The 12260-nt window shown below is 73.4% G+C and carries 16 protein-coding genes; 9 read left to right on the forward strand and 7 right to left on the reverse strand.

The features are described 5' to 3' along the window. The 3 genes from GGE06_RS28540 to GGE06_RS28550 form a co-directional block, all read left to right on the forward strand. A partial coding sequence (locus GGE06_RS28540; RefSeq protein ID WP_157849844.1) for an acyl-CoA dehydrogenase family protein occupies positions 1–96 on the forward strand: 96 nt, incomplete at its 5' end. Positions 97–124: 28 nt separating this feature from the next. Further along, the gene (locus tag GGE06_RS28545) at positions 125–910 is read left to right on the forward strand and encodes an electron transfer flavoprotein subunit beta/FixA family protein (protein WP_116158189.1); all 786 of its coding nucleotides are present in this window, start codon (positions 125–127) and stop codon (positions 908–910) included. Positions 911–943: 33 nt separating this feature from the next. After that, entirely contained in the window at positions 944–1900 is a 957-nt protein-coding gene (locus tag GGE06_RS28550; protein ID WP_116158190.1) for an electron transfer flavoprotein subunit alpha/FixB family protein, read from the forward strand. Positions 1901–2041: 141 nt separating this feature from the next. Here the strand turns inward: GGE06_RS28550 and GGE06_RS28555 are convergent, their stop codons facing one another. From GGE06_RS28555 to GGE06_RS28565, 3 genes are all read right to left on the reverse strand, one after another. Beyond that, on the reverse strand, positions 2042–2425 hold the full coding sequence (locus tag GGE06_RS28555) for a zinc ribbon domain-containing protein (RefSeq protein WP_116158191.1): 384 nt from the start codon (positions 2423–2425) through the stop codon (positions 2042–2044). A 142-nt stretch (positions 2426–2567) separates the two neighbouring features. After that, a complete protein-coding gene (locus tag GGE06_RS28560) occupies positions 2568–3278 on the reverse strand; it encodes a TetR family transcriptional regulator (protein ID WP_116158192.1) in 711 nt (236 codons plus the stop codon). 87 nt (positions 3279–3365) lie between these two features. Next, a complete protein-coding gene (locus tag GGE06_RS28565) occupies positions 3366–4127 on the reverse strand; it encodes an SDR family NAD(P)-dependent oxidoreductase (protein ID WP_116158193.1) in 762 nt (253 codons plus the stop codon). A 194-nt stretch (positions 4128–4321) separates the two neighbouring features. Here GGE06_RS28565 and GGE06_RS28570 point away from each other — a divergent pair, with 194 nt between their 5' ends. Continuing rightward, the gene (locus tag GGE06_RS28570) at positions 4322–4939 is read left to right on the forward strand and encodes a TetR/AcrR family transcriptional regulator (RefSeq protein ID WP_184932150.1); all 618 of its coding nucleotides are present in this window, start codon (positions 4322–4324) and stop codon (positions 4937–4939) included. 7 nt (positions 4940–4946) lie between these two features. Here the strand turns inward: GGE06_RS28570 and cynS are convergent, their stop codons facing one another. Then, on the reverse strand, positions 4947–5417 hold the full coding sequence (cynS, locus tag GGE06_RS28575; protein ID WP_184932151.1) for a cyanase: 471 nt from the start codon (positions 5415–5417) through the stop codon (positions 4947–4949). A gap of 102 nt (positions 5418–5519) precedes the next feature. Beyond that, entirely contained in the window at positions 5520–6128 is a 609-nt protein-coding gene (locus tag GGE06_RS28580) for a carbonic anhydrase (protein ID WP_184932152.1), read from the reverse strand. Between the two features lie 83 nt (positions 6129–6211). On the opposite strand from GGE06_RS28580, the gene cynR reads away from it, so the two are divergent. The 4 genes from cynR to GGE06_RS28600 all read left to right on the forward strand — a co-directional run bounded on the left by cynR (position 6212) and on the right by GGE06_RS28600 (position 8976). Further along, positions 6212–7120, forward strand: coding sequence for a transcriptional regulator CynR (cynR, locus tag GGE06_RS28585; protein ID WP_184932153.1), 909 nt, complete (start codon positions 6212–6214; stop codon positions 7118–7120). 153 nt (positions 7121–7273) lie between these two features. Next, positions 7274–7834 (forward strand): GlcG/HbpS family heme-binding protein, encoded by a 561-nt coding sequence (locus GGE06_RS28590; protein WP_184932377.1) that lies wholly within the window; start codon positions 7274–7276, stop codon positions 7832–7834. A gap of 37 nt (positions 7835–7871) precedes the next feature. Further along, positions 7872–8495 carry an ankyrin repeat domain-containing protein gene (locus tag GGE06_RS28595; RefSeq protein WP_184932154.1) on the forward strand — a complete coding sequence of 208 codons (624 nt, stop codon included), beginning with the start codon at positions 7872–7874 and terminating at the stop codon, positions 8493–8495. A 73-nt stretch (positions 8496–8568) separates the two neighbouring features. After that, positions 8569–8976, forward strand: a complete 408-nt coding sequence (locus tag GGE06_RS28600; RefSeq protein ID WP_184932155.1) for a hypothetical protein — start codon at positions 8569–8571, stop codon at positions 8974–8976. Here GGE06_RS28600 and GGE06_RS28605 read toward each other — a convergent pair. After that, positions 8886–10034 carry an acyl-CoA dehydrogenase family protein gene (locus GGE06_RS28605; RefSeq protein WP_116158200.1) on the reverse strand — a complete coding sequence of 383 codons (1149 nt, stop codon included), beginning with the start codon at positions 10032–10034 and terminating at the stop codon, positions 8886–8888. The genes GGE06_RS28600 and GGE06_RS28605 overlap by 91 nt on opposite strands. Positions 10035–10149: 115 nt before the next feature. On the opposite strand from GGE06_RS28605, the gene GGE06_RS28610 reads away from it, so the two are divergent. Next, on the forward strand, positions 10150–10752 hold the full coding sequence (locus GGE06_RS28610; RefSeq protein ID WP_116158201.1) for a TetR/AcrR family transcriptional regulator: 603 nt from the start codon (positions 10150–10152) through the stop codon (positions 10750–10752). Positions 10753–10882: 130 nt separating this feature from the next. Here the strand turns inward: GGE06_RS28610 and GGE06_RS28615 are convergent, their stop codons facing one another. After that, positions 10883–12244 carry a GH1 family beta-glucosidase gene (locus GGE06_RS28615; protein ID WP_116158202.1) on the reverse strand — a complete coding sequence of 454 codons (1362 nt, stop codon included), beginning with the start codon at positions 12242–12244 and terminating at the stop codon, positions 10883–10885. Positions 12245–12260 lie beyond the last annotated feature (16 nt).

Raw genomic sequence — 12260 nt, forward strand, 5'->3', positions numbered from 1 at the left:
CCGGTCGAGCGCATGATGCGCGACGCCAAGATCACCCAGATCTACGAGGGCACCAACCAGGTCCAGCGCATCGTCATGGCCCGCAACCTCCCGTAACCACCAGCCTCTCGAAAGGAGACAGGCCGTGACCCTGAAGATCGCTGTCTGTGTGAAGTACGTCCCCGACGCGACCGGCGACCGCGGTTTCGCCGACGACCTGACGACCGACCGCGAGGCCGTCGACGGGCTGCTCTCGGAGCTCGACGAGTACGCGGTCGAGCAGGCCCTGCGCATCTCCGAGGAGTCCGACGACGCCGAGGTGACCGTCGTGACGGTCGGCCCGGACGACGCCAAGGACGCGCTGCGCAAGGCACTGTCGATGGGCGCCGACAAGGCCGTCCACGTCAACGACGACGACATCCACGGCTCCGACGTGATCGCCACCTCCGCGATCCTCGCCAAGGCCCTGGAGAAGACCGGCTTCGACCTGGTCGTCTGCGGCATGGCCTCGACCGACGGCACGATGGGCGTCCTGCCCGCGCTGCTCGCCGAGCGCCTGAGCCTCCCGCAGGTCACCCTGCTCTCGGAGCTCTCCGTCGAGGACGGTCTCGTGAAGGGCCGCCGCGACGGCGACGCCGCGACCGAGCTCCTGGAGGCCCCGCTGCCGGCCGTCGTCTCGGTCACCGACCAGTCCGGCGAGGCCCGTTACCCCTCCTTCAAGGGGATCATGGCCGCCAAGAAGAAGCCGGTCGAGGAGCTGGACCTGGACGACCTGGGGATCGACGCCGACGAGGTCGGCCTCGCCGGTTCCTGGACCCTGGTCGACGCCGTGGCCGCCCGCCCGGCCCGTACGCAGGGCACGATCGTCACGGACGAGGGCGACGGCGGCAAGCAGCTCGCCGCCTTCCTCGCCTCCCAGAAGTTCATCTGATCCACCGTCACCCCACCTCAGGAGCAAGGAATCATGGCTGAGATCCTGGTTCTCGTGGACCACGCCGACGGTGCGGTCCGCAAGCCGGCCCTCGAACTGCTGACCCTGGCCCGCCGCATCGGCGAGCCCTCGGCGGTCGTCCTCGGCGCCGGAGAGGCCGCGGCCTCGATCGCCGCCACGGCCGGCGAGTACGGCGCCGCCACCGTGTACGTCGCGGACGGCGCCGAGTTCACCGAGCAGCTCGTCGTCCCGAAGGTCGACGCGCTCACCCAGCTCGCCCAGGAGAAGGGGGCGGCCGCCGTCCTGGTCACCTCCTCCGGCGAGGGCAAGGAGATCGCGGCCCGCGTCGCGCTCCGGCTCGGCTCCGGTCTGATCACCGACGCCGTGGAGCTGGAGGCCGGTGACGAGGGCCCCGTCGCCACGCAGTCCGTCTTCGCCGCCTCGTACCAGGTGAAGTCCACGGTCTCGCACGGCGTCCCGGTCATCACCGTCAAGCCGAACTCCGCCGCCCCGGAGGCCGCTCCGGCCGCCGGCGCCGTCGAGAACGTCACCGTCGCCTTCACCGGCAACGCCGCCAAGGTCGTCTCGCGCACCCCGCGCGTCTCCACCGGCCGCCCCGAGCTGACCGAGTCCGCGATCGTGGTCTCCGGCGGCCGCGGCGTCGGTGCGGCCGAGGGCTTCGCGGTCGTCGAGAAGCTGGCCGACTCGCTCGGCGCGGCCGTCGGCGCCTCCCGCGCCGCCGTGGACGCCGGCTGGTACCCGCACTCCAACCAGGTCGGCCAGACCGGCAAGCAGGTCTCGCCGCAGCTGTACGTGGCTGCGGGCATCTCCGGCGCCATCCAGCACCGGGCCGGCATGCAGACCTCGAAGACGATCGTCGCGGTCAACAAGGACCCCGAGGCCCCGATCTTCGACCTGGTCGACTACGGCGTGGTCGGCGACCTCTTCGAGGTGCTGCCGCAGCTGACGGACGAGATCGGCGCGCGCTGATCCTCGGACGGAGCAGGAAGGGGCGGGTGGCGGACAGCGCCACCCGCCCCGCCCGCTGATCCCGTGGAACGGCGAGAACGCGGCACGACGAGAAGGGGCGGGTGGCACTCTGTGCCACCCGCCCCTTCTCGTCGTGCCCGTTCAGTACCAGCCGTCGAACGGGACCTCCTCGCAGAGCCGGACGACCGGCCTGCGCCCGGAGGACCCGTTGCCGGAGAGCTTCACCCGGACCCCGGGACGCACCGCGTGCAGCGGTCCGTCGACCCGGCAGCGGACGACGAAGCCCTCCGCCATGTGGACCGGCCAGAGGTCGGCGTCGGCCGCGGCGACCCCGCGCCGTACGGATATCACGCCCTCGCCGCCGCTGAGTTCGGGCGCGAGTTCGGTCGACCCGCAGGTCGGACAGAGCAGGCGCTGGAAGGTGGTGGTGTGGCACCAGCGGCAGCGCTGGAAGTACAGCTCGGAATCGGGGGCCGACTCGTCGGCCTGGACGGCGGTCCCGCTCCTCATACCCGTGTGGAACACGATGCCTTCTCCTTGCACTCGGCGGCTCGACCGTGCATGGAGACAAGATATGGCACTGAGTGCCATCAAATAAAGACCTGAGTTCCCTCAATTAGAGATACTGAGATCCCTAAGGTCCATGGAGATGTCCGGAGCGGTCCTCTCAGCCCTCACCGAGGCTCGACTCCACCTCGCGCACCACGCGCCACATGGGGGTGGACCGCTTGGTGATCACGACGACCACGTCCTCGGTCTCCTCGGCCGGGGCCTCCGTCGCCTGGCCGCCGGCGGTCCAGGTGGACCGCACGAACTCCAGGGCCCCGTCGACCTCCGCCAGCGCGTCGCCCTCGCCGCCCGAGCGCAGCCAGTGCCGCAGGGCGTGGTTGTGGGCGGCGACCACGGCCGCCGCGACGACGTTGGCACGCAGGGTGCCGTCCCTGCGGTCGGCCCAGCGGGTGCGCAGGTAGTCGCCGAGGGTCTTCTCGTACCGCCAGACCACCGAGAGCTCGTACGTGCGGAGACCGGCCACCTCGCGGGTGAGCCGGTAGCGCTGCACGGAGAAGGTGGGGTTCTCGGCGTACATCCGCATGACGAGCCGGGCGGCGTCGCAGACGCGGACGACCGGGTCGTCGGAGTCGGCGCTCGCGGCGAGGAAGCGGGTCATGTCGGCGAGGCACTGCTCGTGGTCGGGGAAGACCACGTCCTCCTTCGACGGGAAGTACCGGAAGAAGGACCGCCGGCCGACGCCCGCGAGGGTGACGATGTCGTCGACGGTGGTCTGCTCGTAGCCCCGCTCCAGGAAGAGCTGGAAGGCCGCGGCGATGAGGGAGTCCCGCATCGCGGGCTTCGTGGTGTTCGACGACGCTGTTCCCATGGCCCGAACCTAACACCCGGACGGGCCCTTAGAGCACTCGGTGCCGGAAGAATCCGGCACCGAGTGCTGTAGTGGGGGTACGGAGGCTCAGCGGGCGCTCATCCGGAGGGCGCCGTCCATGCGGATCGTCTCGCCGTTGAGGTAGTCGTGCTCGGCGATCATCGTCACGAGCCGGGCGTACTCCTCCGGGCGCGCGAGGCGCTGCGGGAAGGTGACGCTGGCGGCGAGACCGGCCCGGACGTCCTCGCCGAAGCCGGCCATCATCGGGGTGTCGACGATGCCGGGGGCGATGGTGACGACCCGGATGCCGAACTGCGCGAGGTCGCGCGCGGCGGTGACGGTCATGCCGGCGACGCCCGCCTTGGAGGCGGCGTACGCGATCTGCCCGACCTGGCCCTCGAAGGCGGCGATGGAGGCGGTGTTGACGACGAGGCCCCGCTGCCCGTGCTCGTCGGCGTCGTGGCGGGCGATGGCCTCGGCGGCGAGCCGCATCACGTTGAAGGTGCCGAGCAGGTTGACGTTGAGCACCGCACGGAACAGGTCGAGGTCGTGCGGCCCCTTGCGGCCCAGGATGCGGGCGGAGGGGGCGATGCCCGCGCAGTTGACCGCGAGCCGCAGCTCGGCACCGTCGGCGTCGATCGCGGCGAGCGCCTCGCGGACCTGGTCCTCGTCGGTGACGTCCGCGGCGAGCAGCCGGACGCCCTCGGGCAGCGGCCCTGCGGCGGCCACGGCCTTGTCCAGGTCCAGGCCGTAGACGGTGGCGCCACGGGCGGCGAGCGCGGCGGCGGTGGCGGCGCCGAGGCCGGAAGCGGCGCCGGTGACGAGAGCGGCGGAGCCGGCGATGTCCATGGAACTCCTCGTTCGTGTCGTGCGGGTGCGACCCTGCCGCCGGGTTGGCCGCCGGATCGGGCGCGTGCCCGCGTCAGGACCGCGCGGTCCGCGCGATCTGCGCCGCCCACCATAGAACCGCAGGCCGCACCCCTGGAAGGGGAGGCCGAGCGAGGGCCGGGGAGGAAGTAGTCGACCGGTCGTACACTCTCGCCATGGGGCGAACGAGTGACGCGCGGGAGCGCATCCTGACCGCCGCGAGGACGCTGATGCTGTCGCGCGGCTACTCCGCCCTGGGCGTGGCCGGGATCTGCGCGGCGGCGGGGGTGCCGAAGGGCAGCTTCTACTACTTCTTCGCGTCGAAGGAGGAGCTCGCCGTCGCCGTCGTCGAGGAGCACTGGGCCGGACAGCGCGCCGAGTGGACGCGCGCGCTCGGCGAGGACGTGCCGCCGCTCCGGCGGCTGCGGCGCCTGTACGAGGTCACGGAGGCCGGGTTGCGGGCCGGGCGGGAGGACTGCGGCGCCGTCACGGGCTGCCTCCTCGGGAACCTGGCCCTGGAGCTGAGCACCACGACGGAGAGCGTCCGCGAGCGGCTTCGGGAGATCTTCGACGAGCAGGTCGAGCTGGTGGCGCGGACCGTCGCCGAGGCCCGCGCGCGCGGTGAGGTGACGGTCGCCGACACGGGTGCGGCGGCGCGGGCGCTGGTCGCCCAGCTGGAGGGCCGGGTCCTCTTCGCCAAGCTGTACGACGACCCGGGCCGCCTGGACGCCCTGTGGGCCGATTCCCTGGCCCTCCTCGGCGCCGAGGAGGGCCGGGCCGCAGAGGAGGTCTGACCTTCCGTCAGAACGGCTTGGTCGGCAGGTACTTGCCGTCCAGGGTGATGACGGCGCGCTCGCCGCCCTCGGGGTCGGCGACCTTCTTCACGTCCAGCTTGAAGTTGATCGCGGAGATGATGCCGTCGCCGAACTGCTCGTGCACGAGCTCCTTGAGCGTGGTGCCGTAGACCTGGAGCATCTCGTAGAAACGGTAGATGGTCGGGTCGGTGGGGGCGGCGCCGTCGAGGGAACCGCGGGTGGGGATCGTCCGGAGCAGACGGACCGCGTCCTCGTCGAGGCCGAGGAGCTCGGCGACGGCCCGGGCGGAGTCCGCCGGCAGGGCGTGCTGGCCGAGGACGGCGGCGGTGGTGAAGGCCACGGAGAGGCCGGAGGCGTCCGCGATCTGCTGCCAGCTCAGGTCCTTGCGGGTCTTGGCGTCGACGGCGGCGATCGCGAGGGCGCGGCGGGCGGTGGGGTCGAACTGGGAGTGCACCATGAGGGGTACGTCCTTCTTTCTGGAGGGGCTTGCTTGAGCGGCTTGCTTGAGGGACTTGCTTGAGGGACTTGTTTGAGGGGCTTGCTTGAGGGATTGACGGGGTCAGGCGGCGAGCGCGGGGCTCGCGGCGGCGGGGAGTTCCTCGACGGTGCCGTCGGCGATGTCGAAGACCCAGCCGTGCAGCCGTACCTCGCCCGCCGCCAGGGCGCGGGCCACCGAGGGGTGGGTGGCCAGGTTCGCCAGCTGCGCGGCGACGTTCTCGCGGACCAGGGCGGCCACGTCGACGGTCCCGGCGCCCGTGCCGCCGGCGGCGGCGCGGGCGAGGGAGGCGTCGGCGTGCCGCAGCCAGGCGGCGACGGCGGGCGCGGCGCTCAGGTCGTGGCCCTCGGCGAGCGCGGTCATCGCGCCGCAGGCGGAGTGCCCGCAGACGACGACGTCCCGCACGCCGAGGACGGTGACGGCGTACTCCACGGCGGCGGTGACTCCGTCGCCGCCCGGGGTGTGGGCGGGGACGAGGTTGCCGGCGGTGCGGATCACGAAGAGCTCGCCCGGATCCGTCTGGGTGATCAGTTCCGGTACGACCCGGGCGTCCGAGCAGCCGATGAACAGCGTGCCGGGCCGGTGGTCTGAGGCCAGGCGGGCGAAGAGGCCGGCCTTGGCAGGGAAGACCTCCCGCTGGAAGCGGGCGATTCCCTCGGCGAAGTGAGGCATGTCCTCACCGTGCACGACCGGCGGTCATAGTGTCCAAGACCTGCCATCGATGTCTGCCATAGATGCGATCTATAGTCGACCGCATGCAGCCGGAACTCCGCCATCTCCGCTATCTGCTCGCCGTCGCCGAGCACGCGAACTTCACCCGCGCCGCCGAGGAGCTCCACATCTCCCAGCCGACGCTGTCCCAGCAGATCAAGCAGCTGGAGAAGGCGCTCGGGGCGCAGCTCCTGGACCGCACCGGCCGCACCGTGCGCCTCACGGACGCCGGGGAGGCCTACGCGCGCTACGCCCGGCGCGCGCTGCGGGACCTGGCGGCGGGCGAGCGGGCGGTGCTCGACGTGCACGACCTGTCCCGGGGCCACCTCCGGCTCGCGGTCACCCCCACCTTCACCACGTACCTCACCGGCCCCCTGGTCGCCGGCTTCCACACCCGGCATCCGGGGATCACCGTGGACGTGCGGGAGCTGCCCCAGGAGCGCATCGAGGCCGACCTCCTCGCCGACCGGCTCGACCTCGGCATCGCCTTCCACGGCGAGCACCTCCCGGGCGTCGAGGCCACGGAGCTGTTCACCGAGGCCCTCGGCCTCGTCGTGGGCCCCGACCACCCCTTCGCGGGCCGGACGGAACCGGTGCGGGCCGGAGAGCTGAACGACCATCAGCTCGCCTTGCTGAGCCGGGACTTCGCCACCAGGCTGCACATCGACACGTACGTCTCCGAGCACCGCGTCCGGCCGGCGATCGCGGTGGAGGCCAACTCGATGACCGCGCTCACCGAGATCGTCCGGCGCACCGCGCTTGCGACCGTCCTGCCCGAAGCCGTCACCCTGGACCACCCCTGGCTGAGCCCGGTGCCGCTCTCCCCCGCGCTGCCGTCCCGCTCCGTCGCCCTCCTGCGGCGTGCGGCCGGCTACCGCAGTGCGGCGGCCGGGGCCTTCGCCGAGCTGGCCGCGCGGTGGGGAGAGGAAGTCCCGGGTCAACCGATCGGATGACCCCGGGGTCCACCGATGCGGGCGCCGGGTGCAGCCGGGACGCCGACGGCCGGCGGCAGGGTACGGCACCAGGATGAGGAGCAGAGCGGGCCGCGGCTTCCCGACGGCCCCCGCGGTTCCCCGAGTCCACTTGGAGCAGATCCCATGAAGCACGTGAAGAAGGCCGGCTCGCGCACCCGTGTCGTGACCGGTGGCGCGATCGTCGCCGCCCTCGCCCTCGGCGGCTTCGGGGCCTACTCCGCGAGCGCCACCGGCGAGGAGACGGCGGCCGCGCCGGCCGCCGCCAAGGTCGACGCCAAGAACAAGAACACGACGCGCTCCACCCACCTGACGATCGAGGCCGCGACGAAGGCGGCGCAGGCGACCCTCGACGCCGCGGAGAAGGAGAACCAGCGCGTGTCCGTCGCGGTCGTGGACCGCAACGGCGACACCGTCGTCACCCTGCGCGGCGACGGCGCCGGCCCGCAGTCCTACGAGTCGGCCGTGAAGAAGGCGTACACCGCCGTCTCCTGGAACGCCCCGACCTCCGAGCTGGCCAAGCGCCTGACGAACGCGCCGACCCTGAAGGACATCCCCGGCACCCTCTTCCTCGCCGGTGGCGCCCCCGTCACCGCCAAGGGCGCCCCGATCGCGGGCATCGGCGTCGCCGGCGCCCCCTCCGGCGACCTGGACGAGAAGTTCGCGCAGGCCGGCGTCGCCACGCTCGGCAAGTAGGCCCCAGGGCAGGCGCCCGCGTACGAGGAAACCCGCCATGAACGCGCTCGATCACACCCTTCTGGCGGCCGCCGCGCACGGTGACGCCGTCGCCGTCCGCGCGGCCCTCGACGCGGGCGCCCGCGTCGACGTCCGGGACCGGCACCGCCGCACCCCGCTGCTGCGGGCCGCGCTGCGCGACCACGTCCCCGCCGCGCGGGCGTTGCTCGCCGCGGGCGCCGACCCGAACGCCCAGGACGACCGGTCCGACAGCCCGTGGCTGGTCACCGGCGTCACCGGCAGCGTCGCCATGATGCGGGCCCTGCTCCCGGCGGGCCCCGACCTGAGGCTGACCGACCGGTACGGCGGCACCGCACTCATCCCCGCCGCGGAACGCGGCCACGTGCCCTACGTCCGGGCCGTGCTCGACGAGACCGCGATCGACGTCGACCACGTCAACCGGCTCGGCTGGACCGCACTCCTGGAGGCCGTGATCCTCGGCGACGGCGGCGCCGCGCACCGGAAGGTCGTGGCCCTGCTCCTCGCTGCGGGCGCCGACCCCGGACTCCCCGACCCGTACGGCCGCACGGCCCTCCACCACGCCGAACGCCACGGCCTGACGGAGATCGCCGCGCTCCTCCGGCAGGCGGGCTCACCCAGGGCCCTCCACGGAGCCGCCTGACTGCCGCTCCCGGCGGGCTCGGAGGCTTGCCCGGGCCACCCGGGCCCCGGTCGTCTCCTGTGTCGCCCAGGGCATGCTGACCGCCTGCGTCCCGCTCCTCGGCGAGCGGGTGTTCGGCGGGGCCGGGCGCGGGGCGGTGCTGCTCTCCTGCGCGGCGGTCTCCGCCTTCGTGGCGAACGCCCTGCTCGCGCGGTTCCCGCTCGCCCTCTCCCCCGACGCGCTCGTACGGGTCGGGGCGCCGGTCCGGGCCGCGGCGCCCGCCCTCGCCCTGAACCGGCGCCAGCCTCAAGATCACCGGCTTCGCGCTCGGCGCCGCGGCCGCCGGTCCGCCGGCGGCCTGGTCGCTCCAGGCCGCCCTGACGGCGACCGCCGTCCTCGCGGCGGCAGCCGCTACGCGCGGGCGAGCCCCCGGCTGATGACCAGCCGCTGGATCTGGTTCGTCCCCTCGAAGATCTGCATGATCTTCGCCTCGCGCATGTAGCGCTCGACCGGGAAGTCGCGGGTGTAGCCGTAGCCGCCGAAGACCTGGACGGCGTCCGTCGTGACCTTCATGGCCGTGTCCGTGGCGATGAGCTTCGCCGCGCTGGCCTGGCGGCTGAAGGGCCGGCCGAGGTCGCGGCGGCGGGCCGCGTCCAGGTAGGTGGCGCGGGCCGCGTCGACCGCGGCGGCCATGTCAGCGAGGAGGAAGCCGAGGCCCTGGTGGTCGATGATCCGGCGGCCGAAGGTGGTGCGCTCGTTGGCGTACGCCACGGCGGCGTCGAGCGCGGCCTGGGCGAGCCCGGTGGCGCAGGCGGCGATGCCGAGGCGCCCGCTGTCGAGGGCGCTGAAGGCGATCTGGAGGCCCTGGCCCTCGTCGCCGATGCGGCGGTCCTCCTCTATGAGGGCGCCGTCCCAGTACGCGGCGGTCGTCGGGACCGCCTGGAGGCCCATCTTGCGCTCGGGGACGCCGAAGCTCAGGCCCTCGGTGGCGCCGGGGGCGAGGAAGCAGGAGATGCCGTGGCCGCCGGGGGCGGTGCGGGCGAAGAGGGCGTAGAAGTCGGCCTTGCCGCCGTGGGTGATCCAGGCCTTGGTGCCGGTGATCCGGTACCCGCTGCCGTCGTCCTGGCGCTCGGCCTTGCAGGTGAGGGCGGCGGCGTCGGAGCCGGCCTGCGGCTCGGAGAGGCTGTAGCCGCCGATGGTCCGGCCCTCGAGGATCGCGGGCAGCCAGCGCTCCTTCTGCTCGGCGGTGCCGAAGGTGTGGAGGGGGTGGCTGGCGAGCGTGTGGACGCTGGTGGCGACGGCGACGGCGGCCCAGCGCGCGGCGAGCTCCTCCAGGACCTGGAGGTACACCTCGTAGGGCTGGCCTCCACCGCCGAACTCCTCCGGGTACGGGAGGCCGAGGAGCCCGGCCTCGCCGAGGGTGGCGAAGAGCCCTTCGGGATAGGTCTCGGCGGCCTCGTGCTCGTCCACCCGAGGAGAGAGCTCCTTGTCGGCGATCTCCCGGGTGAGGGCGATGAGGTCCGCTGCCTCGGGGGTGGGAAGCAGGCGGTCGACATCCATGGCGACTCCAGCGGCGCGCAAAGTGGTACTGGGAAAGGTACTGCAGTACCGCTGAGAGTAGCGCAGAAGGGTGCCGCCGTAACCCCCCGGAACGTCGGCCTGGAATACTGGCGGGGTGATCGAGACCTCCGCCGACGCCCCCAAGCTGACGGGCCGCGGAGCGGCGCGCCGCTCCGCCCTGTTCGAGGAGCTCGTCGCCCTCCTCGTCGGGGAGGGCTTCGCCCGGCTGACGCTCGACGACCTCGCCGCGCGGCTGCGCTGCTCGAAGCGGACCCTGTACGGCCTGGCCGGCAGCAAGGAGCAGCTGGTCCGGGCGGCGGTCGTGCACTTCTTCCGGCGGGCCACGGCCCGGGTCGAGGCGGTCCTCGCGGCGGCGTCGGACCCCGCCGAGCGGCTCGCGGCCTATCTGCGGGCGGTGTCGGCGGAGCTGGCGCCCGTCTCGCCGGCGTTCTTCGACGACGTGGCGGCCTTCGAGCCGGCGGCCGAGGTGTACGAGCGGAACACGCGGGCGGCGGCGGGCCGGGTCCAGCAGCTCATCGAGGAGGGCGTGCGGGCGGGCGTGTTCCGCGAGGTGCACGTGACCTTCGCGGCCGACGTCATCTCCTCGGTGATGGTCCGCATCCAGCGGCGCCAGGTGGCCGCGGCGACGGGTCTCGCCGACGCCGAGGCGTACGAACAGCTGGCGGAGCTGCTGCTCAGCGGCCTGCGGAAGGCCTGAGAGACCCCGCACACCACACACGCCCGGCGCCGTCCCTGGAGGGACGGGGCCGGGCGTGGGCTGCCGGGGCGGGCGGGGACGGCCGGGAGACCGGACGCGCGGACCGGTCCCCCGCGCCCGCCTCCGGGCGCTACCGGGCGGTGTGCAGCGCGCGGTGGGCGGCGACCAGCTCCGCGTACCGCCGGCCGCTCGTCTTCACGGTGCGGCGCTGGGTCGCGTAGTCGACGTGGACGAGCCCGAAGCGCTTGTCGTAGCCGTAGGCCCACTCGAAGTTGTCGAGCAGGGACCAGGCGTAGTACCCCGCGAGCGGGGCGCCCTTGCGCAGGGCGCGGGCGCAGGCGGCGAGGTGCTCCTCCAGGTAGCGGGTGCGCTCGGGGTCGTGGACCTCGCCGCCGGGTCCCGCGGTGTCGGGGAAGGCCGAGCCGTTCTCGGTGACGTACAGCCTGCGCACGCCGTAGTCCTCGGTGAGCCGCAGCAGGAAGGCCTCCAGGCCGCCCGCGTCGATCTGCCAGTCCATGCCGGTGCGGGGCACGTCGGGGAGGCGGACTTCGCGGGCGTACGGGACGGGGCCGGCCGGGTCGTCGGCGACGGTGACGGGGAAGTAGTAGTTGAGGCCGTGCCAGTCGAGCGGGGCCGCGATCAGCTCCAGGTCCCCGGGAAGTTCCGGGAGTTCGACGCCGTACAGCTCGCGCATGTCGGCGGGGAAGCCGCGGCCGTGGACCGGGTCGAGCCACCAGCGGTTGGTGTGGCCGTCCATGCGGGCGGCGGCCGCGACGTCCTCGGGGCGGCTGCTCGCGGGGGCGACGGTGGAGTGGTTGGTGACGAGGCCGACCTGGGCGCCGGGTACGGCGGCGCGGACGGCGGCGGTGGCGAGGCCGTGGCCGAGGAGCAGGTGGTACGAGGCGCGGACGGCGGCCGTGAGGTCGGTGAGGCCCGGCGCCATCCGGCCCTCCAGGTGGCCGATCCAGGCGGAGCAGAGGGGTTCGTTGAGGGTGGCCCACTGGGTGACGCGGTCGCCGAGGCGCTCGGCGACGACGCCGGCGTACGCGGAGAGGTGTTCGGCGGTGTCGCGGACGGTCCAGCCGCCCCGGTCCTGGAGGGCCTGCGGCAGGTCCCAGTGGTAGAGGGTGACGGAGGGGGTGATCCCGGCGTCGAGGAGGCCGTCGACGAGCCGGTCGTAGAAGTCCAGCCCGGCCTTGTTGACGGGCCCGTCGCCGCCGGGGACGACGCGGGGCCAGGCGACGGAGAGCCGGTACGCGTCGGTGCCGAGACCCTTCATGAGGGCGATGTCCTCGGGCCAGCGGTGGTAGTGGTCGCAGGCGGTGTCGCCGTGGTCGCCGTTGTCGATCGCGCCGGGGACGCGGGAGAAGGTGTCCCAGATGGAGGGGGCGCGGCCGTCCTCGGCGACGGCGCCCTCGATCTGGTACGCGGAGGTGGCGGTGCCCCAGGCGAAGGACGGGGGGAAGGCGGCGAGGTCGAGCGGTGCAGACACGGAAGTCCTTTCGGGC

Origin of the sequence: Streptomyces nymphaeiformis, assembly GCF_014203895.1 — a bacterium.
Classification (GTDB): Bacteria; Actinomycetota; Actinomycetes; order Streptomycetales; family Streptomycetaceae; genus Streptomyces; species Streptomyces nymphaeiformis.